The organism is Duganella sp. GW821-FHT07G03 (genome assembly GCF_059418605.1).
In genome coordinates, this window is sequence record NZ_JBWKQE010000034.1 from 1 (window position 1) to 24,603 (window position 24,603).

The 24,603-nt window shown below is 63.3% G+C and carries 23 protein-coding genes and 1 pseudogene; 18 read left to right on the forward strand and 6 right to left on the reverse strand.

Annotated elements, in window-relative coordinates; genetic code table 11:
* The 5 genes and pseudogenes from AC07OK_RS28730 to AC07OK_RS28750 form a co-directional block, all read left to right on the forward strand.
* Positions 1–375, forward strand: a pseudogene (locus AC07OK_RS28730) (type II secretion system protein GspM); the annotation flags it as partial.
* Positions 360–734: an MSHA biogenesis protein MshK gene (locus AC07OK_RS28735; protein WP_494693472.1), complete on the forward strand. Its 375-nt coding sequence runs from the start codon at positions 360–362 to the stop codon at positions 732–734. The pseudogene AC07OK_RS28730 and the gene AC07OK_RS28735, both read left to right, overlap by 16 nt.
* A complete protein-coding gene (gene mshL, locus AC07OK_RS28740) occupies positions 731–2,542 on the forward strand; it encodes a pilus (MSHA type) biogenesis protein MshL (protein WP_494693473.1) in 1,812 nt (603 codons plus the stop codon). Before AC07OK_RS28735 ends, mshL begins: the two co-directional genes overlap by 4 nt.
* Positions 2,543–3,436, forward strand: coding sequence for an ExeA family protein (locus AC07OK_RS28745; RefSeq protein ID WP_494693474.1), 894 nt, complete (start codon positions 2,543–2,545; stop codon positions 3,434–3,436). It abuts the gene before it with no gap.
* A complete protein-coding gene (locus AC07OK_RS28750) occupies positions 3,433–4,491 on the forward strand; it encodes a tetratricopeptide repeat protein (RefSeq protein WP_494693475.1) in 1,059 nt (352 codons plus the stop codon). Before AC07OK_RS28745 ends, AC07OK_RS28750 begins: the two co-directional genes overlap by 4 nt.
* A 4-nt stretch (positions 4,492–4,495) precedes the next feature.
* Here AC07OK_RS28750 and AC07OK_RS28755 read toward each other — a convergent pair whose 3' ends face one another.
* From AC07OK_RS28755 to AC07OK_RS28765, 3 genes are all read right to left on the reverse strand, one after another.
* Complete coding sequence (locus tag AC07OK_RS28755; RefSeq protein WP_494693476.1) at positions 4,496–5,485, reverse strand: HD-GYP domain-containing protein; 990 nt, start codon at positions 5,483–5,485, stop codon at positions 4,496–4,498.
* A 16-nt stretch (positions 5,486–5,501) separates the two neighbouring features.
* Positions 5,502–6,692, reverse strand: coding sequence for a pyridoxal phosphate-dependent aminotransferase (locus AC07OK_RS28760; protein WP_494693477.1), 1,191 nt, complete (start codon positions 6,690–6,692; stop codon positions 5,502–5,504).
* A 68-nt stretch (positions 6,693–6,760) separates the two neighbouring features.
* On the reverse strand, positions 6,761–7,210 hold the full coding sequence (locus AC07OK_RS28765; protein ID WP_494693478.1) for a putative toxin-antitoxin system toxin component, PIN family: 450 nt from the start codon (positions 7,208–7,210) through the stop codon (positions 6,761–6,763).
* 35 nt (positions 7,211–7,245) lie between these two features.
* Between AC07OK_RS28765 and yaaA the strand changes: the two genes are divergently transcribed.
* On the forward strand, positions 7,246–8,016 hold the full coding sequence (yaaA, locus tag AC07OK_RS28770) for a peroxide stress protein YaaA (protein WP_494693479.1): 771 nt from the start codon (positions 7,246–7,248) through the stop codon (positions 8,014–8,016).
* A 57-nt stretch (positions 8,017–8,073) separates the two neighbouring features.
* Here yaaA and AC07OK_RS28775 read toward each other — a convergent pair whose 3' ends face one another.
* Positions 8,074–8,874 (reverse strand): outer membrane protein assembly factor BamD, encoded by an 801-nt coding sequence (locus tag AC07OK_RS28775; RefSeq protein ID WP_332856112.1) that lies wholly within the window; start codon positions 8,872–8,874, stop codon positions 8,074–8,076.
* A gap of 65 nt (positions 8,875–8,939) precedes the next feature.
* Between AC07OK_RS28775 and AC07OK_RS28780 the strand changes: the two genes are divergently transcribed.
* Both AC07OK_RS28780 and pgeF read left to right on the forward strand, forming a co-directional pair.
* Positions 8,940–9,986 (forward strand): RluA family pseudouridine synthase, encoded by a 1,047-nt coding sequence (locus tag AC07OK_RS28780; RefSeq protein ID WP_492931905.1) that lies wholly within the window; start codon positions 8,940–8,942, stop codon positions 9,984–9,986.
* Positions 9,986–10,774: a peptidoglycan editing factor PgeF gene (gene pgeF, locus AC07OK_RS28785; RefSeq protein ID WP_494693480.1), complete on the forward strand. Its 789-nt coding sequence runs from the start codon at positions 9,986–9,988 to the stop codon at positions 10,772–10,774. The genes AC07OK_RS28780 and pgeF overlap by 1 nt, the downstream gene beginning before the upstream one ends.
* Positions 10,775–10,791: 17 nt before the next feature.
* Here the strand turns inward: pgeF and AC07OK_RS28790 are convergent, their stop codons facing one another.
* Complete coding sequence (locus AC07OK_RS28790) at positions 10,792–11,016, reverse strand: hypothetical protein (protein WP_332856109.1); 225 nt, start codon at positions 11,014–11,016, stop codon at positions 10,792–10,794.
* 46 nt (positions 11,017–11,062) lie between these two features.
* Between AC07OK_RS28790 and phaC the strand changes: the two genes are divergently transcribed.
* From phaC to AC07OK_RS28835, 9 genes are all read left to right on the forward strand, one after another.
* The gene (gene phaC, locus AC07OK_RS28795) at positions 11,063–12,799 is read left to right on the forward strand and encodes a class I poly(R)-hydroxyalkanoic acid synthase (RefSeq protein WP_494693481.1); all 1,737 of its coding nucleotides are present in this window, start codon (positions 11,063–11,065) and stop codon (positions 12,797–12,799) included.
* A gap of 201 nt (positions 12,800–13,000) precedes the next feature.
* A complete protein-coding gene (gene phaR / locus AC07OK_RS28800) occupies positions 13,001–13,564 on the forward strand; it encodes a polyhydroxyalkanoate synthesis repressor PhaR (RefSeq protein ID WP_020706485.1) in 564 nt (187 codons plus the stop codon).
* Between the two features lie 172 nt (positions 13,565–13,736).
* Positions 13,737–15,116 carry a GH1 family beta-glucosidase gene (locus AC07OK_RS28805; protein WP_494693482.1) on the forward strand — a complete coding sequence of 460 codons (1,380 nt, stop codon included), beginning with the start codon at positions 13,737–13,739 and terminating at the stop codon, positions 15,114–15,116.
* A gap of 56 nt (positions 15,117–15,172) precedes the next feature.
* On the forward strand, positions 15,173–16,414 hold the full coding sequence (locus AC07OK_RS28810) for an ABC transporter substrate-binding protein (RefSeq protein WP_494693483.1): 1,242 nt from the start codon (positions 15,173–15,175) through the stop codon (positions 16,412–16,414).
* Between the two features lie 3 nt (positions 16,415–16,417).
* Positions 16,418–17,302, forward strand: coding sequence for a carbohydrate ABC transporter permease (locus AC07OK_RS28815; RefSeq protein ID WP_494693484.1), 885 nt, complete (start codon positions 16,418–16,420; stop codon positions 17,300–17,302).
* Between the two features lie 32 nt (positions 17,303–17,334).
* A complete protein-coding gene (locus AC07OK_RS28820) occupies positions 17,335–18,273 on the forward strand; it encodes a carbohydrate ABC transporter permease (protein ID WP_494693485.1) in 939 nt (312 codons plus the stop codon).
* Between the two features lie 13 nt (positions 18,274–18,286).
* Positions 18,287–19,381, forward strand: coding sequence for an ABC transporter ATP-binding protein (locus tag AC07OK_RS28825; protein WP_494693486.1), 1,095 nt, complete (start codon positions 18,287–18,289; stop codon positions 19,379–19,381).
* Between the two features lie 218 nt (positions 19,382–19,599).
* A complete protein-coding gene (locus tag AC07OK_RS28830) occupies positions 19,600–21,558 on the forward strand; it encodes a TonB-dependent receptor (protein ID WP_494693487.1) in 1,959 nt (652 codons plus the stop codon).
* Entirely contained in the window at positions 21,551–21,907 is a 357-nt protein-coding gene (locus AC07OK_RS28835; RefSeq protein WP_494693488.1) for a hypothetical protein, read from the forward strand. Before AC07OK_RS28830 ends, AC07OK_RS28835 begins: the two co-directional genes overlap by 8 nt.
* A gap of 29 nt (positions 21,908–21,936) precedes the next feature.
* On the opposite strand, the gene AC07OK_RS28840 is transcribed toward AC07OK_RS28835, so the two are convergent.
* A complete protein-coding gene (locus tag AC07OK_RS28840) occupies positions 21,937–22,947 on the reverse strand; it encodes a LacI family DNA-binding transcriptional regulator (RefSeq protein WP_494693489.1) in 1,011 nt (336 codons plus the stop codon).
* A 140-nt stretch (positions 22,948–23,087) separates the two neighbouring features.
* Here AC07OK_RS28840 and rimO point away from each other — a divergent pair, with 140 nt between their 5' ends.
* Positions 23,088–24,479, forward strand: coding sequence for a 30S ribosomal protein S12 methylthiotransferase RimO (gene rimO, locus AC07OK_RS28845; RefSeq protein ID WP_492931885.1), 1,392 nt, complete (start codon positions 23,088–23,090; stop codon positions 24,477–24,479).
* The last annotated feature ends 124 nt before the right edge of the window (positions 24,480–24,603 follow it).

Here is a 24,603-nt window from a genome sequence, read left to right on the forward strand (position 1 = left end):
TTCGACGCGGTGGAGGCACTGGACCCGGCGCCGGCGCCGGCGCCGGCGCGGCCGGCGACCGCGCCGCAACTGACGCCGGCCGCCATCGTGCAGGCGGCAGCGGCCACGGCCAAACAGCCGCCCGCCGGCGCCGCCGCCGTCAGCGCGCCAGCCGCCGCGCCGGCCGCGCCCACGCCGCTGCTGTATCGCCATGGCGTGCAACTGGTGCTGCAAGGCAGCTACCTGGAGATGATCGATTACCTCGAAGCGCTGGAGGCCATGCCGACCCAGCTGTTGTGGGGCGCCGCCGCCCTCGATGCCGGACAATTTCCGCAGGCCCGGCTGACGCTGACCCTGTACACCCTGAGCCTGGACCAGAAATGGATAGCACTCTGAACCGCCGGCTGACATGGCTGCTGCCGCTGCTGCTGGCGCTGCCGGCGTCCGCGCAGAAACTGGCCGACCCGACCCGTCCCCCGGCCATGATGGCCGCACCCGAGAGCGAGGCCGCAGCGGAGGGCGCCGTCGCGGCCGGACCACGGCTGCAATCGATCCTGATCGGCCGCGCGCCCGGCGGCCGGCGGCTGGCGGTGATCGACGGCGCCACCGTGCGCACCGGCGCCAAGGTGGGCGACGCGGTGCTCGAACGCATCAACGACAATACGGTGGTCCTCCGCCGTGGCAAGCATCTGGAAACCCTGACCCTGTTTCCCAAACCGGCCGAGGCCGCTGACCCGACAGGGAAAAACAAATGAGCAAACGTAAACAATCCCTGCACCCGCTGCTGCGCTGGGCCGGCATGCTGGGCGCGGCCGCCGCGCTGGCGGGCTGCCAGACCGAGGCGCCGCGCGACACCTACAACACCATAGCCCAGCAGGTGCGCGACGCCGCCGCCAATGCCCACGCCCAGTCCGCCAGTTCGGCGGCGGTGGAGGCGGCGCTGCTGCCGCCGCCGGCCGCGACCATGGCGGCCGAGTTGCCCAAGGCGCGGGCGGTGATGGAGGAGCGTTTCAACGTGTCCTTCAACCAGGTGCCGGTGCAGCAGTTCTACAATTCCATCGTGGCCGGTACGCGCTACAACATGCTGATCCACCCGGACGTCAGCGGCACCGTGACCGCCAACCTGAAAGACGTGACGCTGTTCGAAGCGCTCGACGCGGTGCGCGAGATGTACGGCTACGACTACAAGGTGGAGGGCACGCGCATCTACATCCGGCCGTTGACGATGCAGACCCGCATCTTCCAGGTCAACTACCTGAGCGCTTCGCGCAAGGGCACCTCCAATGTGCGGGTGTCGTCGACGTCGGTCAACACGGTGGGTTCGGTGGTGTCCGGCCAGAGCGGCGGCAGCGGCAGTGGTAGCGGCGGCAATGGCCAGGGCAACCAGCCTCAGCAGCAGGGGCAGGGCAACCAGCAATATGCGATGGAAGACTCCAGCAACGTCAAGACTTCGTCGGCCACCGATTTCTGGGGCGAACTGAAGGAGGCGCTGGTGGCCCTGGTCGGCGGCGTCGGCGAGGGCCGCAGCGTGGTGATCAGCCCGCAGTCTGGCGTGGTGGTGGTGCGCGCCTTGCCGGAACAGCTGCGCAGCGTCGACCAGTATCTGAAGGCGACCCGCCTGGCCGTCGAACGCCAGGTGATCCTGGAGGCCAAGATCCTCGAAGTCCAGCTGAACAGCGGCTTCCAGAGCGGCATCAACTGGGCCAGCTTTGCCTCGTTCGGCGGTGGCGGGAGCAATCGTTTGTCGGGCGGCTTCCTGGCGCCGGGCACCGGCCTGGCGCCGTTGCCGGCGGGTGGCGGCCAGCCGGCGGTGATCACCAGCGGCGGCACGGCGGGCATTTCGGCGATCACCGGTTCCGCGCTGGTGAACGCCGCCAACAACGCCGGCTCGCTGTTCGGCCTGGCGTTCCAGACCAGTAATTTCGCCGCCATGATTTCCTTCCTGGAGTCGCAGGGTTCGGTGCACGTGCTGTCCAGCCCGCGCATCGCGACCATGAACAACCAGAAGGCCGTGCTGAAGATCGGCACCGACGAGTTCTATGTGACCGGGGTCAGCACCACCACCAACTCCAACGTCAGCGGCAACACCACCAGTCCCAACGTGACCTTGCAGCCGTTCTTCTCCGGCGTGGTGCTGGACGTGACGCCGCAGATCGACGACGAGGGCAACATCATGCTGCACGTGCATCCGTCGGTGAGCCAGGTGTCGACCGTGAACAAGATCGTTAACCTGGGCAGCGCCGGCTCGCTGCAGCTGCCGCTGGCGGCGTCGAGCACGTCGGAGATGGACAGCATGGTGCGCGGCCAGGACGGACGCATCGTCGCCATCGGCGGCCTGATGCGCCAGTCCAGCATCGACGACAACAGCCAGGCGCCCGGCATTGGAAGTGTGCCGGTGCTGGGCGCCTTGTTCCGCAACACCGAACGCAGCACGCAGAAACGCGAGCTGGTGGTGTTGATCAAGCCCACCATCGTTGATGGCGCGGCCAGTTATGCGCAGGACCTCGACGACGCCAGCCGCCGGGTCCAGCAACTGGCGCCGCCTGCGGGAGGACGCAAATAAATGTACCAGGCCCATTTCGGCTTGGGCGAGATGCCGTTCGGGATCACGCCTGACACCAGCTTCTTCTTCACCAGCCCGCATTCGCAGCAGGCGCTCAACACGCTGCTGGTGGCGGCGCGCAGTGGCGAGGGCTTCATCAAGATCACCGGCGAGGTCGGCACCGGCAAGACGCTGTTGTGCCGCAAATTCATGGCGACCCTGGGGCCGGGTTTTGTCACGGCCTATATCCCCAATCCCTACCTGGAGCCGCGCACGCTGATGCTGGCGCTGGCCGATGAACTGGAGCTGCCGTTGGAGCGCGACGTCGACCAGCATCAGTTGCTCAAGTCGCTGACCTTGCGGCTGATGGACCTGGCGCGCGAGGACAAGCAGGTGGTGATGTGCCTGGACGAGGCGCAGGCGATCCCGCTGGAGAGCCTGGAAGCCTTGCGCCTGCTGACCAACCTGGAAACCGAGAAGCGCAAGCTGTTGCAGATCGTGCTGTTCGGACAGCCGGAACTGAACCAGCATTTGCAGACCAACTCGATCCGCCAGCTGGCGCAGCGCATCACCTTCCATTACCACCTGGGGCCGCTCAGCCGCGACGACCTGGAATATTACCTGGCCCATCGGCTGCGCGTGGCGGGCTATACCGGCAGCCGTCTGTTCAGCCGCAGCGCCATCGGCCGCCTGTTCAAGGCCAGCGGCGGCATACCGCGGCTTGTGAACATTATGGCAAACAAGTCGTTGATGCTATGCTTCGGCGAAGGCAAGCAGCAGGTGACGCGCCGCCATGTCGATATGGCGGCGGTCGATACCGTGCCGTCTAGGACGGGCTTGCCGTGGCAATGGCTGATGGCCGGCGTCAGTTTGCTGATCGCCGCGTGCGGCCTGACTTGGGCGTTGACGAAATGAGTTTGATTAATAAAATGTTGCAGGACCTGGATGCGCGCGGCGGGGCGGGCGATGGCGCTTTGCGCCAGCAGCAGTTGCAAGCGGTGAGCGGACAGGTGCGCGACAAGCGGCCATTGGTGATCGGCGGCGTGCTGGTGTTGGCGACGATGGTGGTGGCGGGCGGCGGCTGGTATGGCTGGGAGTACTGGCAGGCCCATCGCGCGGCGGCGGCGCCGCCGCTTGTCGTTGCTGCCGCGCCGGCCAAGGCACCGCCAGCGGCTCCCGCGCCCGCGTCCCTAGTCGCGCCGGTTCAGGCAAGCGCGCCAGCGCCTGTCGCCGAGCACGTTTCGCCCGCTGTCAAGGTCGCCGCGATGCCGGAAGCGGCGCCGGCTGAAGTTGCGCCGCGCAAGCCCGCCGCAACACCGGCCGAACGCAAGCCAGCCCGCCAGGCGGCCCCGCGCGACGCCGACGACACGGCCGGCGTCGGCACGATCACCCACGACATCAGCCCGCAGCAGATGGCGGAAAACACCTATCGCCGCGCGCTGGTGGCCTTGCAGGAAGGCCGCATCAGCGCCGCCTTGGCCGACCTCGACCGCGCGCTGGAAATCGACCCGCGCAACGAAGCGGCGCGCCAGACCAACATCAGCCTGCTGCTGGAACAGAAGCGCAATGAGGACGCCGTGCGCCAGTTGCGCCTGGCGCTGGGCATCGATCCACGCCAGCCCGGCCTGGCGATGGTGCTGGCGCGCCTGCAATTGGAGAAGGGCGGTCCGGCGCTGGAAACCTTGATGACGACCTTGCCGTACGCCGGCAGCAGTGCCGAGTACCAGGCTTTCCTGGCCGGTGTGCTGCAGCGCGAGCAGCGCCACACCGAGGCGGCGCAATACTATCGCGAGGCGCTGAAGCTGGCGCCGCGCAACGGCGTGTGGTGGATGGGTCTGGGCATCTCGCTGCAAGCGGACATGCATCTGCCGGAAGCGCGCGAAGCCTACCGCCGCGCCCGCGCGTCGAACGGCCTGTCGCCGGAGCTGCAAGCCTTCATCGACCGCAAGATCGAATCCCTGTCGCGCTAGTGAACTAGAGGCTGGCCTGCTGGCCCCAGATCTGCTTCATGCTGAAGCGGATCGACGCCTCGTCTTCGCTCAAGGCTTCGGCTATCGTACCGGCCTCGTCGGCGGCGCTGCGCAGCGGGGCCGGCGACAGCACCGCCCCCGACGGATCGCGCAGGCAATGGATCAGCACACCACCGGCGCCACCCGGACGGCGACTGATCACGCCGATCTCCCCGCTTTGCAAACGCACCAGCGAGCCCGGCGGGAAATCGCCCAGCTCGCGCTGGAACACCTGCGCCAGCATGGCGTCGACCGGCGCCACCTTGTCTTCGATCAGGTTGCGCAAGGCCAGGTTGGGCAGGATGGAGCGGCGGTAATTGCGGGCCGACACCTGCGCGCAATAACGATCGGCCAGGCTCAGCAGCTTGGCGTTCTGCGTCACCTCGGGGCTGGCGACACCGGCCGGATAACCGCTGCCTTCGTCGTTCTCATGGTGCAGCAGCACGCAGGATATCCACTCGTCGTCCTGGATGCCGGCGCATTTGAGCAGGTCCACGCTTTCCTCCGGATGGCGGCGGACGATGGACATTTCCTCGCTGGTCAGCGGGGTGTTCTTGTTCTGGAAGGTGTCGTTATGGCGCAGCATGCCGACGTTCATCGTCAGCGCGGCCGCCGTCACGGTCAGCGTTTCGGTGGCGTTCTTGTTGAGGCTGCGGGCGATCACCACCACCACCACGGCCGTCTCGATGCAATGGCGCACCGCGTAGCTGCCGGCGATCTGGCATAGGAAGATGCAGGCCAGCGCGATATCGGGATTGAGGTCGACCGCGTGGATCACGTCGCGCGCGATGTCGCGCAATTCGCTTTCGGCGTTGTGCTCGTTGCGCAGGTTTTGCAGCAGACGCTCCAGCCGGCGGTTGGACTGGTTGAGCAGGTGCAGCACCGACGGCGGCGGCTCTTGTTCCGCGAACTCGCCCGCGATGAGGGGCGCGTCCGCCTGGTTGGTATCGGCCATGATTCTTGTCCCCGAATTAAACTTTGCCCAGTCGCTCCAACGCGAGTGCCAGGGTCTCATCTTTTTTGGCAAAGCAGAAGCGGACGATGCCCGTTTCCTTGCCCTGCTGGTAAAACGCCGATACCGGTATCGCCGCCACCTTGATCTCGGTGGTCAGCCACTCCGCAAACTGCGCTTCCGTTTGCGTTGAAATTTTGTCGTAGCGCACGCACTGGAAATACGTGCCGTCGGCCGGCAGCAGTTCGAAGCGCGAGCCCTTCAGGCCTGCGCGGAACAGGTCGCGCTTGCGCTGGTAGAAGGCCGGCAGATCCAGGTAGGGCTTGGGATCGGCCATGTAGCTGGCGATGCCGTGCTGCATGGGCGTGTTGACGCTGAAGACGTTGTACTGGTGCACCTTGCGGAACTCCGCCGACAATGCGGGCGGCGCGGCCACATAGCCGATCTTCCAACCGGTGACGTGGTAAGTCTTGCCGAAGCTGGAGACGACGAAGGCGCGCGCCGCCAGTTCCGGATGGCGGCACACCGATTCGTGGCGCTGGCCGTCGTAGACCATGTGTTCGTAGACTTCGTCCGACAGGATCAGCACGTCCGTGCCGCGCACGATGTCGGCCAGCGCTTCCAGGTCGGCGGCGCGCAGCACGCTGCCGGTCGGGTTGTGCGGGGAGTTGATGACGATCAGGCGGGTCTTGCCGTTGACCGCGGCCGCGACAGCGGACCATGGCACGCTGTAGCCGTCGGCGCCGGACTGCATCTGCACCAGCACCGGTACGCCGCCGGCCAGCGTAATGGCCGGCACATAGCTGTCGTAGCTTGGTTCGATGACGATGACTTCGTCGCCCGGATGCACGCAGCACAGGATGGCGGTGGTCAGCGCCTGGGTGGCGCCGGCGGTGACGGTGATGTCGGTGTTGACGTCGTACTGGTGGCCGTAGATGGCGGCGATCTTGTCGACGACGGCGTGCCGCAGCACCGGCGCCCCGGTCATCATCGGATACTGGTTGAAATCGGCCTGCATGGCGTCGTTGACGGCTCGCAGCAGGCTGCGCTCGCAGGAAAAGTCCGGGAAACCCTGGCCCAGGTTGACGGCGTTCGCTTGCGCGGCCAGCATGGACATGCGGGTGAACACGGTGGTGCCGACGGCCGGCAGGCGGCTGGTCAAGGTCGGCGTGGTCGGCGTGCTGTTCGGCAGATTATTGCGGCTATTCATGGCGGCTGTATAGTGGACAGATAGCCTATTCTAGCTCAGCGCGCCGGGTTTGGTGTGGTGAAAAAACCTTAACTTTCCGGGCTCCACGCCTCTGGCACCATGACCTTGAACATGCCGGCCTTGGCCAGACGGCGGGCCAGTTTCAGCAGCGCCTTGTCCTTGGTGATGAGGATGGCGGCGTGGGCGTCGCGCGCCACTTCGAGGAACTTCTGGTCGTCCTTGTCGGTGCAGACCGGCAGGCGGATGCCGGATTCGGGCGGGGCGACCACCGTGATCAGCTCGTCAAAGCGGGCGGCCGCCAGCGGGCGGGAGTCGTCGTCCAGCGGCAGGTGCTTGTAGTGCAGCACGATGTTGTACTCGTCGCGGCAGTCGGAGCGGGTGATGGCTTCGACCGTGCCGTCTTCCAGCGCGGCCAGCAGCGCGGCCCAGCGCGGGTCCTTGAACACGAACAGGTCGAGGCAGACGTTGGTATCGATAACGATGCGCGTCGGTGTGAGTTTCTCTGGAACAGGTATCATGTGCTTAGTTCGTAAAAATGTTTATCTGGAATCTTATGCTGATAGTGCTTTCGCCTGCAAAAAGTCTCGACCTCGAGACCCCTCCGACCACCAAGTTGCACTCCCAACCTGATTTTCTCGACCACTCGGCCCAGCTGATAGCCCGTCTGCGCGAATTTTCGCCGGTGCAGATCGGCGAGCTGATGGATCTGTCCGACAACCTGTCGGCGCTCAACGTTGCCCGCTACGCCAGCTGGACCCACGACACCGCCGAAGGCCGCCAGGCCGTGATGGCCTTCAACGGCGACGTCTACGGCGGCCTGGACGCGCGCAGCCTCAAGCCGGCCCAGCTCGATTATGCGCAAGCGCGCATCCGCATCCTGTCCGGCCTGTACGGCATGTTGCGGCCGCTGGATCTGATCCACCCGCACCGGCTGGAAATGGGCACCCGCCTGGCCAACCCGCGCGGCAAGGACCTGTACGCCTTCTGGGGCGAGACCATCACCCAGGCGCTCAACCAGACCGCTGCCGAGCAGGGCGCCGAGACGCTGGTCAATCTGGCGTCCGAGGAATACTTCAAGTCGGTCAAGCCCAAGCTGCTGGACGTGCCGGTGATCACGCCGCAGTTCGAAGACTGGAAAAACGGCAAATACAAGATCATTTCGTTCTACGCCAAGCGCGCGCGCGGCCTGATGGCGCGTTTCGCCGCCGTCAAAGGCATCACCGACCCGCAGAAACTGAAGAAATTCAATGTCGACGGTTATGCGTTCGACAAGAAAGACTCGGACGATAAAACCTGGATTTTCCGCCGCCGGGTCGAAGCGTAAAACGGGGTAAATAATAAAAAACCGGGACCTGGGTCCCGGTTTTTGCTAGTTTTTAACTTAATTCCACAGCTTCCACCAGTGACGTTCGGCTTTTTTGCCTTCGTCCAGGAACTTGCTGGCAGGGTAGTTCAGCTTGAACACGCGCATGGTGTCGTCGCGCAGTTCGGTCATGCCCAGCTTGTCGTAGCTGCGGATCATGATGAACAGCGCTTCTTCGATCGCCGGCGAGTCGCGGTAGTCGTTCATGATGCCCATGGCGCGGTTGGCCGCTGCCAGGTAGGCGCCGCGGCGGTAGTAGTAGCGCGCCACGTGAACTTCATACGAAGCCATCGCATTGATCAGATAACGCATACGATCCAGCGAATCCGGCGTATACTTGCTGTTTGGGAACTTGTCCACCAGCTGTTTGAAGGCCGCGTAGGCTTCGCGCGTGGCTTTCGGGTCGCGTTCGGTGGCGTCCTGCTCGTAGATGAAGTTCAGGAAGCCGATCTGGTCGTTGAAGTTGATCAGGCCGCGCAGGTAGTACATGTAGTCGACGTTGGCGTGGTTGGGATGCAGCTTGATGAAGCGCTCCACGGCTGCCAGCGCCTGTGCCTGGTCCTGGGATTTGTAGTAGGCGTAAGCGATCTGCATCTGCGCCTGTTGGGCGTAAGTGCCGAACGGATAGCTCGATTCCAGCTTCTCGTACAACTGAATTGCGCGTTCGTAGTGCTGGCCATCCAGCTCTTCGCTCGCCTCCGAGTATAATTTCGTAGCGCTCCAACCTTTAGTCTCGTCGATTTTCTCCGAGAACAAACCGCAAGCGGACAAACTAAGCAGAACCAACGTTGCTGCGACTACTTTCAATTTTTTTTGCATATGTTTTGCAAGAAGCTGTTTAACCAAAGTTTTACAATAGGCTGATTATAGCCGATGGGAATGCTGTGATATTAACTCCAAAGCCGAATTTGGCCGAATCTTCCTCCGATCACGAATCCGACGCCGACCTTCTGGTCGAGCAAGACGGTGATTTTGGCGAAGATGACGGTCTGGCTCCGATCCAACTGGAACTGACCCCCGAAGTCTGCGGCCAACGCCTGGACAAGGTGATTTCCCACCTGGTGCCGCAATTCTCGCGCGGCCGCCTGCAAATGTGGATCACCGACGGCTTCGTCACTGTCGACGGCAAACCGGCCAAAAGCACCAAGGACACCGTCTACGGCGACGAGAAGATCGTCATTCTGCCCCAACCGGCGCCGGAAGACGAGGCTTTTAAACCGGAAGCGATGGAACTTAACATCGTTTACGAAGACGAGCACCTGATGGTCATCAACAAACCGGCCGGCCTGGTGGTCCATCCGGGCGCCGGCAACTGGTCCGGCACGCTGTTGAACGGCCTGCTGCACCACTGCCCGCAGCTGTCGGGCGTGCCGCGCGCCGGCATCGTCCACCGCCTGGACAAGGACACCAGCGGCCTGATGGTGGTCGGCAAGACGCTGCCGGCCCAGACCGACCTGGTGCGCCAGCTGGCCGCGCGCACCGTCAAGCGCGAGTATTTCGCCATCGTCTGGGGCATGCCGCGCATCAGCGGTACGATCGACTCGTCGATGGGCCGCCACCCGAAGGACCGCATCAAGATGGCGGTGTCGACCGGCATGGGCTCCAAGCCGGCCATCACCCACTACCAGGTGCTGGGCGGCGGCAAGCTGGGCGAAGGCCGTCCCGTGACCCTGGTGCAGTGCCGCCTGGAGACCGGCCGCACCCACCAGATTCGCGTCCACATGATGTCGATCGGCTTCCCGCTGGTGGGCGACACCACCTACGGCAAGCAGCACCTGGCCGATTACTTCCCGCGCCAGGCGCTGCAGGCGCGTCGCCTGGGGCTGGTGCATCCGGCCACCGGCGAGCAATGCGAGTGGACCGTGCCGCTGGCCGACGATTTTGCCGAGTTGCTGGCGCGCGCCAGCATCGAGGTACCGGAAGGTATCTGATGTCGACCCCGTCACATTGGCTGATCCCGCATTGGCCTGGCTTGCCAGGCAATGTGGGGGTGTTGTCGACCACGCGGCGCGGCGGCGTCAGCCCGGCGCCGTATGACGACGGCATGGGCGGCGGCGGCCTGAACCTGGGCACCCACGTCGGCGACCAGCCGCACAATGTGGCGCGCAACCGCGAGATCCTGCGCGCCCTGTTGCCGGGAACGCCGGCCTGGCTGTCGCAGGTGCACGGCACGGCGGTGGTCGATGTGGCCCGGATCGGGCCGCAGGACGTGCCGGAGGCGGATGCCAGCTTTTCCGCCGCGCCGGGCAAGCCCTGCGTCATCATGACGGCCGACTGCCTGCCGGTGCTGTTCTGCGATGTCGAAGGCAAGACCGTGGCGGCCGCGCACGCGGGCTGGCGCGGACTGGCCGCCGGGGTGCTGGAAAACACCGTCAATGCGATGCGCGCGGCTGGCGCAGGCGAGCTGATGGCCTGGATGGGCCCGGCGATCGGCGCCTACCAGTTCGAGGTCGGGAATGAAGTGAAGCAGGCTTTCCTGAACGGCGCGCTCGACGCGTCCGGCGTGCGCCACGTGGAAGCGGCGTTTACGCCCATCGACGGCAAACCGGGCAAGTATCTGGCCGATATCTACGCGCTGGCGCGCTACGTGCTGCACCGGGTTGGGGTGATGCAGGTGCATGGCGGCGAGTTCTGCACCGTGTCCAATTCCGGCCGCTTTTACTCCTATCGGCGCGATGGCGTCACCGGCCGGCAGGCGGCATTGATCTGGATCAAATGAATCAAGCCGGGGCTGGCTTAGTCTTCGGCTTCGGTTTGGGCCGCGGCCTGGCGGGCCTGGTGCGCCGCCAATTCGGCCGCGCGGCGCCTTGCTTTACGCTTGCCGGTGCCCGAGATGTAGATCAAAGTGCCCAAGGGCAGCACGCAGTAGAACAAAAACGTTACAATTCCCGCAACGACGGTAGGCTCGGTCAGAGCCATCAGTCCGACCACGTAGATCCAAGCAATAGCAACAATCAGCATCAGCAGCCCAGTTAAAGATATTTAAACTATTTTTAGGGAATCAAACATGAATTTGCCAGATCCTCAAGCCATTGCCAACGCCTGGATGTCGCAGATGAGCGACCCCGGACAGTGGCAATCCTGGTTCAATATGGCGCCCACCACGGACGCCAATCCGCTGGCCGCCATGATGCAGGATGTGGGCGCCTCGGTGAAACCAGAGGCCATGGAGCAGCTGAAAAACCAGTATCTGCAAGATTTTGGCGATTTATGGCAGGAGTTTTTGTCCGGCAAGTCGCCCGACGTGGCCGACCGCCGCTTCACGTCGTCCGCCTGGCAGGGCAATCCCATGTCGTCGTTCAATGCGGCATCATACCTGCTCAACGCCAAATTCCTGAATGCCATGGTCGACACGGTCGACACCTCGGGCCAGCAAAAGCAGAAGATCCGCTTTGCCGTGCAGCAGATCATCGACGCCATGTCGCCGGCCAACTTCCTGGCCACCAATCCCGAGGCGCAGCAAAAGCTGATCGACACCAAGGGCGAGAGCCTGACCAAGGGCCTGGCCAATATGCTGGCCGACATGAACAAGGGCCATATCTCGCTGTCCGACGAATCGGCGTTCGAGGTCGGCCGCAACCTGGCCACCACCGAGGGCACGGTGGTGTATGAAAATCCGCTGTTCCAGCTGATCCAGTACAAGCCGGTCACGGCCACGGTGCACCAGCGCCCGCTGCTGATGGTGCCGCCTTGCATCAACAAGTTCTACATCCTCGATTTGCAACCGGAAAACTCGCTGGTGCGCTACGCGGTGGAGCAGGGCAACAGCGTGTTCCTGATCTCGTGGAGCAATCCCGACCAGTCGCTGGCCGGCACCACCTGGGACGATTATGTCGACCAGGGCGTGATCGAGGCGATCCATGTGGTGCAGGACATCAGCGGCCAGGACCAGATGAATATGCTGGGCTTCTGCGTCGGCGGCACGCTGGTGTCGACCGCGCTGGCGGTGCTGGCGGCGCGCGGCGAAAAGCCGGCCTCCAGCTTGACCCTGCTGACCACCTTCCTCGACTTCAGCGATACCGGCGTGCTGGACGTGTTTGTCGACGAAGCCCAGGTGGCTATGCGCGAGCAACAGCTGAAAGGCGGCGGCCTGATGCCGGGCCGCGACCTGGCCAGCACTTTCTCCAGCCTGCGTCCAAACGACCTGGTGTGGAATTACGTGCAGTCCAACTACCTGAAGGGCAATGAACCGCCGCCGTTCGACCTGCTGTACTGGAACTCGGACAGCACCAATTTGCCGGGCCCGATGTTCTGCTGGTATCTGCGCAACACCTACCTGGAGAACAAGCTCAAGACCGGCAAGCTGAAAGTGGCGGGCCAGAAGGTCGACCTGAGCAGCATCGAAGCGCCGGCCTTCATTTACGGCTCGCGGGAAGACCACATCGTGCCGTGGATGTCGGCCTTCAGCTCGATGAACATCCTCAATCCGGGCAAGGTCAAGGCCAACCGCTTCGTGCTGGGCGCATCCGGCCACATCGCTGGCGTGATCAACTCGGTCGCGAAGAACAAGCGCAGCTACTGGACCAACGACAAGCCCTTGGGCCGTGCCGCCGCCAAGCCGCAGGACGGCGAAGCATGGATGGCCGGCGCGACGGAAAACCCCGGCAGCTGGTGGCCGGAATGGGCCAAGTTCCTGGCCGAGCACGGTGGCAAGGACGTCAAGCCTAAAGCCAAGCCCGGCAATGCCCGCTACCAGGCCATCGAACCGGCCCCCGGCCGCTATGTGAAGGTACGTGCAGATTAATTTCAGCAGGGAAAAAGCATACTATTGTCTATCTGTAAATTTGGTTGCGTTGCAATAAAACCCCAAAGTTATATCAGATTGTGCAAGACATGCTTTTTCCCCTCTATAATAGAAAAAGTAGGCTAGTGGGAAAGCGGACCGAAGTTCGCTTTTTTTTCGAATTGTTAGAGTACGCGCTGCGGCGCAATAAGTGGACTTGTGATGAGTAGTGCGAAAAAAAATGCTGAACGTCTGATTAAGAAATACCCGAATCGCCGTCTGTACGACACGCAGACCAGTTCCTACATCACGCTGACGGACGTCAAGCAGCTGGTGTTGGACAACGAAGAATTCACCGTGGTCGACGCCAAGAGCAATGAAGACCTGAGCCGCAGCATCCTGCTGCAGATCATCCTGGAAGAAGAGGCCAGCGGCGCGCCGATGTTCTCCAGCGACGTGCTGGCCCAGATCATCCGCTTCTACGGCCACGCCATGCAGGGCATGATGGGCTCCTACCTGGAAAAGAACGTGCAAGCCTTTACCGACATCCAGCGCAAGTTCACCGGCACCACCGCCGGCGGCCTGGAAGGCAAGCCATTCAGCCCGGAAATGTGGACCCAGTTCATGAACGTCCAGGGCCCGATGATGCAGGGCATGATGAACAACTACATCGACCAGAGCAAGAGCCTGTTCGTGCAGATGCAAGAACAGATGCAAAGCCAGAGCAAGAACATCTTCGGCACCTTCCCCTTCGTTCCGGGCGTGCCGCCGACCGACAAGAAGTAATCCTTCACGGTCCTTCACCTTGAAAACGGCACAGCCACTTCGGTCGCTGTGCCGTTTTTGTAGGTAAGTTACAAAAAATCCAGAATTTCGTTGACCCCAGAATTTCTTCAGTAGTACTATCGACATCATCGGTGGAAGCGTTTCCACTCCGCGAATAGACGAAGGAGTTGCTGTGGTAGTTGATGCATCAGTTGCACTGGAAGAGACGTTCTCGCCGCCGGCCGATTCGGTCCTGTGGAACAGGGATTTTCTGCTGGGCGCCGCCACGGCGGCCTACCAGATCGAAGGCGCCGTCGCCGAAGACGGCCGCATCCCCTCGATCTGGGACACCTTCTCGGCCACGCCGGGCAAGACACTGGCCGGCGACACCGGCGCCGTCGCCTGCGACCATTATCACCGCTGGCCTGAGGATATCGAACTGCTGGCCAGCCTGAATGTCGGCGCCTACCGCCTGTCGATCTCCTGGCCGCGCGTGATGACGTCGGACGGCCAGCCGAATCAACAGGGCATCGCCTTCTACCGCAAGCTGCTGGCGGCGCTGCGCGCCAAGGGTTTGAAGACCTACGTCACGCTCTACCACTGGGACCTGCCGCAGCACCTGGAAGACCAGGGCGGCTGGGTCAACCGCGACACCGCCTATCGCTTCGCCGAATACGCCGACATGATCAGCAAGGAGCTGGCCGGCCTGGTGGACGCGTGGGCCACGCTGAACGAGCCGTGGTGCTCGGCGATGCACGGCTACGGCACCGGCCACCACGCGCCGGGCAGGCAGGACGTGGTCTTCGCCACGCAGGCCATGCACCATCTGTTGCTGGGCCACGGCCTGGCAGTGGCGCATCTGCGCGCCAACGATCCGGTGGCGCAAGTGGGCATCGTCGCCAATGTCGGCCGCGGCACCAGCACCGGCGGCAGCGACGTCGACCAGCGCGCGGCCTGGCTGTTCGAGCTGCAGCACAACAACTGGGTGCTGGACCCGCTGCTGAAGAAGTCCTATCCGTCGGCGCTGTGGGAACTGTGGCCGGGCGCCGAGCCGCTGATGCTGGCCGGCGACATGGACATCATCGGCAGCACGCTCGATTTCCTGGGCATCAATTACTACTTCCGCACCAACGTCGTCAGCGACGGCAAGCACGGTTATCACGAAGTGGACCTGGAGGGCGTGGAGCGCACCCAGATGGGCTGGGAAGTCTACCCGGACGGCCTGCGCCATCTGCTGGTCGGCTTCCGCCGCGACTACCCGAACCTGCCGCCGATCTACATCACCGAAAACGGCATGGCCACCGACGATGAGGTGGTGGACGGCGAAGTGGACGACCGTCAGCGCATCTCGTTCCTGAACCGCCATCTGGAAGCGGTCAATCAAGCGGTGAAGGCCGGCGTCGATGTGCGCGGCTACTTTATCTGGTCGCTGCTGGACAATTTTGAATGGGCCTTCGGATACGAACGCCGGTTCGGTATCATCCACGTCGACTACGCCACGCAAAAGCGCACGCTGAAACGCAGCGCCAAGCTGGTGGCGCAATTTTTGGCCGAGAGATCCGCAAAAAGTTAGACATCCGGCAAAGCTATCCGAATAAAATGGGCGCACGACGCCCACTGGGAGACAGAATGTTCAAGGCATCAAAACTGGCGGGCGCCATCGCGCTTGCCGTGGCGGCATGCGGCGCAGCCCATGCACAAGCACCGTTGAAAGCGACGGTGATCCACTGGTGGACGTCGGGCGGCGAATCCCAGGCGGTCAAGCAGTTCGCGGATGCGTACAACAAGGCCGGCGGCCTGTGGATCGACAACGCCATCGCTGGCGCCGACCAGTCGCGCGCCACCACCATCAACCGCATCGTCGGCGGCAATGCGCCGACGGCCGCGCAGTTCAACACCTCCAAGCAGTTTCGCGATTTCGTCGAGCAGGGCTTGCTGAACAACGTCGACGACGTGGCCGCCGCCGGCAAGTGGGACCAGATCATGCCACCGTCGATACTGGCCGCGATCAAGATCAACGGCCACTTCTACGCCGCGCCGGTGGACATTCATATGCCGGCCTGGTTCTTCTACTCCAAGGCCGCGTATAAAAAAGCCGGCATCACCAACGAGCCGCAAACCTGGGACGAGTTCCTGGGGCAGCTGGCCAAGCTGAAGGCCGCAGGCCTGGTGCCGCTGGCCTTCGGCGGCCAGGTCTGGCAGGAGAAGATCACCTTCGACGCCATCTTCGCGATGGTCGGCGGCGCCGACTTGTACCTCAAGGTGTACCGCGACCGCGACCAGAAGGCCGTGATGTCCCCGGCCTTCAGGCAGGTGCTGGTCGACTTCAAAAAGCTGAAAGCCTTTGTGGATGCCGGCTCGCCGGGCCGCAACTGGAACGACGCGACGGCGATGGTCGTCAGCGGCAAGGCCGGCGTACAGATCATGGGCGACTGGGCCAAGGGCGAGTTCTCGTCGGCCAAGCAGGTGGCTGGCAAGGATTTCGGCTGCTTCCCCGGCTTCGGACCCAAGGCGCCGTATATCGTCGCCGGCGACGCCTTCGTGTTCCCGAAAACCACGGACGCCAACGCCATCAAGGCGCAGAAGCTGCTGGCGACGGTGGTCACTTCTCCGGCCGCGCAGGTGGCCTTCAACTCGCGCAAGGGTGCGATCCCGATCCGTGGCGACGTCGATGAATCGACGCTGGACATCTGCGCCAGGCAGGGCCTGGCCATCATCAAGGACAAGAGCCGCCAGCTGCCGAACGCCGAAATGCTGGCGACCCCGGACACCACTGGCGCCTTGCAGGATGTGCTGACCAGCTACTGGAACAAGAACCAGTCGCCGGACGACGCGCAAAAAGCCTTTGCCCGCGCGCTGAAGGACCAATAAGCCATGGCCAAGAAGCGTCAAAGCGTTTCCATCGCCGCCTACATCGCCATGATCCCGATGGCCTTGACGGTGCTGCTGGCCTACCTGGGCACGATACTGTGGACCGCCCGCGTGTCGGTCAGCAGCTCGCGCACCTTCCCGGCCAGCGACTTTGTCGGCGCCTCGCAGTACATCCGTTTGTTTAACAACGAGCGCTGGCTGCTGTCGCTGCAAAACGTCGCCGTGTATGGCGTGCTATTCATCGCCGCCTGCCTGGTCATCGGCTTCCTGCTGGCGGTGTTCATCGACCAGAAGGTGATGGCCGAAGGCGCGCTGCGCACCATTTTCCTGTATCCGTATGCGATGTCGTTTGTGGCCACGGGCCTGATCTGGCAGTGGATACTCAATCCCGAACTGGGCATCCAGGAAGTGCTGCACAAGCTGGGCTTCGCCGACGCCAGGTTCGATTGGATCGTCGACCAGGACATGGCGATCTACACCATCGTCATCGCCACCGTGTGGCAGGCTTCCGGCCTGGTGATGGCGTTGATGCTGTCCGGCTTGCGCGGCGTGGACGAGGAATTGTGGAAGGCCGCCCGCATCGACGGCATCCCGCGCTGGCGCGTCTACGTCAGCATCGTGCTGCCGATGCTCGGGGCGTCCGTCTCCACCGCCTTCGTGCTGCTGTTCGTCATGGTGGTGAAGGTGTTCGACTCGGTGGTCGCGATGACGCAGGGCGGCCCGGGCACGGCCAGCGAAGTGCCGGCCAAGTTCATCATGGATTACCTGTTCGGCCGCGCCAACATCGGCCTCGCTTCGGCCGCGTCGATCGTACTGCTGTCCACGGTGCTGGCCATCGTCGCGCCGCTGTACTATGTGCGCAACCGCCGCGCGGCCAAGGGGGCATGATGGGGCAGGTCGTCAAACTCGATAAGGCAGGAATGGACAAAGCAGCAGGGCTGGCGCCGGGCGTCGCCGCCAACGACAGCACGGCCGGCGCGCCGCCGGCCATCAAGCCGCGCCGCAAGCTGGCGTGGACGCCGGCCCGCATCGGCGTCTACGGCTTCCTGATCGTGGCGGCGCTGTTCTTCCTGCTGCCGCTGTACGTGATGCTGGTGACGTCGGTCAAGCCGATGGAAGAGATCCGTCTCGGCACGCTGTTCGCGCTGCCGATGCATGCGACCTTGGAGCCGTGGCTGCAGGCGTGGCAGTCCGCCTGTACAGGACTGGAATGCAACGGCATCCGCGGCGGCTTCTGGAACTCGGTCGCCATCGTGGTGCCGAGCACCATCCTGTCGATCGCCATCGGCGCAGTGAACGGTTATGCGCTGTCGTTCTGGCGGCCGCGCGGTGCGGGCCTGTTGTTCGCCATCCTGATGATGGGCGCCTTCATTCCGGTGCAGGTGATGGTGTATCCGCTGGTTCGCGTGCTGGCTGCGGTCAATCTGTTCAGCTCTTTGCCGGGCATTGTGCTGATCCACACCATCTTCGGCATGCCGGTGATGACGCTGCTGTTCCGTAATTACTACGCGGCGCTGCCGATGGAATTGTTCAAGGCCGCCCGTATCGACGGCGGCGGATTCTGGCGCATCTTCCTGCAGCTGATGCTGCCGATGTCGACGCCGGTGATCGTGGTCGCCGTCATCATGCAGGTCACCGGCATCTGGAACGACTTCCTGCTTGGCCTGGTGTTCGCGGGTTCCGAGCATTTGCCGATGACGGTCCAGCTGAACAACATCATCAACACCACCACCGGCGAGCGCCTGTACAACGTCAACATGGCTGCGACCATCCTGACGTCGGTCGTGCCGCTGGCTCTCTATTTCATTTCCGGCCGCTGGTTTGTGCGCGGCATCGCCTCCGGCGCGGTTAAAGGTTAACTCAGGGTTAAACATGTCTAACGTAGCTATTCGTAATTTGCAGATTCAGCTGGGCGGCAACAAGGTCATCGAGTCGTTGAACCTGGACGTGAAAGCAGGGGAGTTCGTGGTGCTGCTGGGCCCATCGGGCTGCGGAAAATCAACGCTGCTGCATTCCATCGCGGGCCTGATCGACACCACCTCCGGCCAGATCGAAATCGGCGGCAAGGACATGACCTGGGCCGACCCCAAGGATCGCGGCATCGCGCTGGTGTTCCAGTCGTACGCGCTGTATCCGACCATGAACGTGGAGGCCAATATGTCCTTCGGCCTGCGCATCAACGGCACGCCGAAAGCGGAGATCGCCCGCCGCGTCGCGCGCGCTTCGGACATGCTGCAACTGGGGCCGCTGTTGAAGCGCAAGCCGGCCAACCTGTCCGGCGGCCAGCGTCAGCGCGTGGCGATTGGCCGCGCCATCGTGCGCGAAGCGGACGTGATGCTGTTCGACGAACCGCTGTCGAACCTCGACGCCAAGCTGCGCACCGAACTGCGGCGCGAACTGAAGCAGCTGCACAAGCAGCTGGGCGCCACCATGATCTACGTGACCCACGATCAGGTCGAGGCGATGACGCTGGCGCAGCGCATGGCCGTGATGAAGGGCGGCGTGGTGCAGCAGTTCGACACCCCGGCCAACATCTACAGCGAGCCGGCCAACCTGTTCGTCGCCACCTTCCTCGGTTCGCCGGGCATGAACCTGTTCAAGGGCAGCCTGGAACAGGAGGGCAGACGCACCGTGTTCCGCAACGCTCACATGTCCGTCGATGTGACGGATTATCCATTCAAGCAGCAGCCGGCCACTCAGCACGTCCGGCACGAATGCGTGCTGGGCGTGCGGCCTGAAGACATCGACGTCGGCAATTGCGACGGCGCTGAAAACGTGGTGTGCGCATCGGTCTCGCTGATCGAGGCGATGGGCGCGCACCGCGTGTTGTGGCTGGACTTTCACGGCACCCAGGTCGCGGGCATCGTGCAGGACCAGCAGCATCTCGAAACCGAGAGGGACATCAGCTTCTCGATCCGCACCAAGCGCATTTCACTTTTCGACGGGGCCAGCGAACAGCGGCTCTAAAACCGTTGGGGGTCAGAAAACCGTTGGGGGTCAGTTCCGGCATCGTGCCACGCGTGGCACGATGCCGGAACTGACCCCCAACGAATAGTGCCGGGCCGCCACGGCATGGCCCGCCGCGTCGGTGCGTCTTGCGGTGGTACCGGTTCCACTCGTGTATAAACTGTCATAGAGAACAGGGCACGCCAACTTAATTGATGGAAGAAGCGAGGATAGACAAAATGAAGAAAACGATTTTAGCCTTGAGTATTGCGCAGATCGCGCAGTTCGCGTTTGCCGGCGGCGCCCTGGCGCAGCAGGCCGCGCCGGTGGCGCAAGCGGGCGGCGAAGTGGAAAAGATCATCGTCACGGCTACCCGCCGCGACACGCTGGTGCAGGACACGCCGCTGGCGATCACCGCCTACACGCAGGACACGCTGGCCAACAATCAGGTCAAGGATCTGGCGACGATGACCGCCATGGTGCCTAGCCTGGTGGTGGAGCCGCACAGCGATTCGGGCGGCGTGCACGTCTACATGCGCGGCGTCGGCTCGGCCAACCATACCGAATTGGGTGACCCTGCCGTGGCGTTCTACGTCGACGGCATCTACGTGCCGCGTCCACAAGGCGCGACGGCGCTGATGTATGACCTGAACCACGTCGAAGTCGCGCGCGGCCCGCAAGGTACGCTGAACGGCCGTAACTCCACGGCCGGCGCGGTCAACCTGGTGTCCGGCGCGCCGAACACCACCAAGACTTTCGGCTCGGCCAGCATCACGCTGGGCGACTACCATCATATCCAGGCCCAGGCCATGATGAACATCCCGCTCAGCGAGGACATCGCGTTGCGCATCGCCGCCATCAAGGACCAGCACGACGGCTACGTCGACTTCCTCAAAGGCTCGAACGTCCAGCCGGGCACCAAGAAGTACGGCGCCGGCGACCAGCAGGGCGCGCGCGCCTCGCTGCTGTGGAAGTTCTCGCCCGACCTGAAGGCAACCTTCATCGGCGATTATTACAGCGACACCGGCGCCGGCAACATCTACCTGTCGGCCGAACCGAAGCCGGGCCAGGACCTGCGCTCGGCGCTGATCGACACGCCGGGCACGCTGGACCAGTCCATCATCACCGCCAAGGCCAAGGTTGAATGGCGTCCAATGGACGGCCTGGCGACGCAGTACCTGGGCGCGTGGAGCCGTTTGAAGCGCACCAACGGCAGCGATGCCGACGCCGGTTTCTACCCCGGCTTCAAGGCCGAGAACCGCACCGAGTGGAGCCAGTTCGACAGCGTCTCCAACGAGATCCAGCTGCGCTCCGATTCGGAATCGCCGCTTCAATGGGTGGGCGGCCTGTTCTTCTTCCGCGAGAAGAACAAGATCCGTTTCGACATCGACCGCAGCCAGATTTCGCAGGCGATGCTCGACCAGGATATCGCCAACGGCAGCGTGATCTTCGTGCAGCCTACGGTCGGCCAGTACGCATCGGCGATGTCCTTCATCCAGGGCGACCGCGAGCTGCATTCGAAAGCCGTGTTCGCGCAGGCCAGCTACGACATCGATCCGCTGTGGAAGGTCACCGGCGGCGCGCGCTACACCAAGGACCACAAGTTCGACATCGGTGGCCAGAACTGGGCCTGCCCGAACTGGCCGGACAACGCGCCGCGCGGCACCGTCAACCTGACCCCGAACCAGATCGCGCAACTGGTCACGCCGGGCGTGGGCACCATCAACACCCACAACATCGGCCCCGGTGGCGTGGTGAACCAGCAGACCTGCGGCAATACCTACGGCGACAACACGGCCGACCTGAAATACGGCCAGTCCACGTGGTTGGGCCGCGTCGAGTACAAGCCCACCAAGGACATCCTGACCTTCGCCTCGGTGACCACCGGCTTCCACTCGCCGGCCATCGGCGACGGCGGCGCCACCACCAAGCCAGAGAAGCTGACCAGCTACGAAGTGGGCTTCAAGTCGGACCTGTTCGACCGCAAGCTGTCGCTGAACCTGGACGCGTTCTGGATGAAGTACAAGGACAAGCTGGAATCGCAGGTGGTCAACAACACGCTGCAAAACTTCAACGCGGCCGGCGCCTCGGTGAAGGGGATCGAAGCGGAAGGCTTGCGGCACTACCGCACCGACCGTCAATGTCGGTGGCGCCGTGTTGAAGCATGCGCCGACGTTTGCGGCGACGCTGATGTATGAGCATGACTTCGACACCGCCAAGGGCCGCATCACGCCGCGCGCCTCGGCGCACTATGAGGCGGAATCGTTTGTCGGTTCGGGAGCGTTCAATACCGATGTGCCGGGCCATCCGGGTGTCAAGCAGCAGAAGGCCTACACCACGCTGGACCTGAGCGTGCGCTACGAGCCGCTGAACAAGGCTTACACGGCGGAGCTGTTCGTCAACAACGCGACCGACAAGGCCGTGAAGTATGACGCCATCGAAGTCTGCACGCAGGTCGGCGCGCCATGCCAGCCGACGCAGCAGATCTGGGCGGCGTACTACAACAACCCGCGCACTTTCGGCGGGCGCGTTTCGATGAAGTTCTAAGAGGAAGGCCGGCAGCGATGCCGGCCTTTTTACCATTTGCGCGGAGCGACCGAGCCGCGCATCGTCACCGTGACAGGGAAGTCGCGGACGATTTCGTGCTGGGTCCCGTAGCACAGGTTGAGCAGCCAGCGCACGGCGTTCTGCGTCAACTGCTGCATCGGGATATGCACCGACGTCAGGCCCGGCGACGAATACTCGGCCGAGTAGTCATCGTCATAACCGATCACGGAAACCTGGTCCGGCACGTTGATGCCGGCGCGGTGGAAGCAGGACAGGGCGCCAACCGCCATTTCATCATTGGCGCAGAACAGCCCTGTGAACTTGAGGCCTTCGTTGATCAACTGCTGCGTGGCGCCGAAGCCACCCTCGCGCGAAAAGTCCGACTCGATCAACCGTACAGCCGAACGCTCGATGCCGCTGCGTTGCAGCTCGGCGAAGAAGCCGTCCAGGCGCTCCTTGTTGTCCGACGTGGAGGCCGGACCGGAAATCACCGCCAGTTCGCGGTGCCCCACCTGCAGCAAGGTCTGCGCCGCCAGTTCGCCGCCGCGATAATGATCAGGGCAGAACGAGGCGTCCGGCAGTTGCGGGCTGCGGCGATTAAGGAAGGCCATCTTCGGATGCATTTTCTGCAGCGAGATCAGGTCCTCGTCATACAGGTCATGACCCAGCACCACGATGCCGTCGCAATCGCGGCCGATCAGGAACTTGACCGCTTCCACCGCCTCGTCGCGCGGCGAGCCGTCGCCGCAGCCGGTGGCCACGACCACGTGCCGGCGCATGGCACGCAATTCGACGTCGGTCTGTTTGAGGATGGTGCCATAGTAGGCGCCGAAGAAGGAGGGCGTGAAGATGCCGATCATGCCCAGCGACTGCGCCGACAGCGAGCGGCCGATGGACGAGGGACGGAAGTTGAGCTGTTCGATCGCGGCCTGGACCTTTTTCATCGCCTCGGCCGACACCGGACCGGCGCCGGAAATGGCGCGCGATGCTGTCGACATGCCTACACCGGCGAGCACTGCGACGTCTTTCAGCGTTGCCACGAATTCTCCTGAACTGGGTGATGGAAGCCGCGCCGATGCGGGCCACTGGGTTAGCCTCTATCCTATCATGATCTCCCTATGGCCAATGGGGTATAATGTTCGATTGCTCGTAATTTTCATGGCGTATAAAGCAACCTATCATGCAATCGCAACCACTCTCCCGTCTCCCCAAGCCCGCAACCGGCGCACCTGCGCCTAAAGTCGGCTTCGTCTCGCTCGGCTGCCCTAAAGCGCTGGTCGACTCCGAACAGATCCTGACCCAGCTGCGTGCCGAAGGCTACGAGACTGCCAAGTCCTACGACGGCGCCGATCTGGTCATCGTCAACACCTGCGGCTTCATCGACGCCGCGGTGCAGGAATCGCTGGACGCCATCGGCGAAGCGCTGGCCGAAAACGGCCGCGTGATCGTGACCGGTTGCCTGGGCGCGAAAAAAGACGCCGCCGGCGACGACATCATCATGAAGGTGCACCCGAAGGTGCTGGCCGTGACCGGCCCGCACGCGCTGGCCGAAGTGATGGACTCTGTCCACCTGCACCTGCCTAAACCGCACGAGCCTTTCCTGGACCTGATCCCGCCGCAGGGCGTCAAGCTGACGCCGAAGCACTACGCCTACCTGAAGATTTCCGAAGGCTGCAACCACCGCTGCTCGTTCTGCATCATTCCTTCGATGCGCGGCGACCTGGTCTCGCGTCCGATCGGCGAGTTGATGCTGGAAGCGGAGAACCTGTTCAAGTCCGGCGTCAAGGAACTGCTGGTGATTTCGCAGGACACCTCGGCCTACGGCGTCGACGTCAAGTTCCGCACTGGTTTCTGGAACGGTCGCCCGATCAAGACCCACATGACGCAGTTGATGGAAGCGCTGGGCGAGCTGGCCAAGTCCTACGGCGCCTGGGTGCGCATGCACTACGTGTACCCATACCCGCACGTCGACCAGGTCATCCCGATGATGGGCGAGCATATCCTGCCTTACCTGGACATCCCGATGCAGCACGCGCATCCCGATGTACTCAAGCGCATGAAGCGTCCGGCCAGCGGCGAGAAGAACCTGGACCGCATCCTGGCCTGGCGCGCGATGAATCCGAACCTGACCATCCGCTCGACCTTCATCGCCGGCTTCCCTGGCGAGACCGAGGCCGAATTCGAATACCTGCTGGACTTCCTGAAGGAAGCGCAGATCGACCGCCTGGGTTGCTTCGCCTATTCGCCGGTCGAAGGCGCCACCGCCAACGAACTGGCCAATCCGGTGCCGGAAGAGCTGCGCGAAGAGCGCCGCGGCCGCGTGATGCTGTTGCAGGAAGAGATCTCGAAAGCGCGCCTGAAGGCCAAGGTCGGCACCACCGTGCGCGTGCTGATCGATGAAGTCAACCGCAGCGGCGGCGTCGGCCGCTCCAGCGCCGACGCGCCGGAAATCGACGGCGTGGTGTACGTCAAGCCGCCGTATGAGCCGCACAAGAAGCTGGCCGTCGGCCAGTTCTTCGACGTCAAGATCACCACCTCCGACGCCCACGACCTGTGGGGCGAGGCTCAATAAGCCAGTTGCCGTTGGCATGAAAAGCAGACTGCGGAAACGTGGTCTGCTTTTTTTTTGCGCAGGGATGGGTGCCTGGAGGGAGTGTTGATTGATCGATAAGCCTGAAAGTCTCGTTTGACAGGAT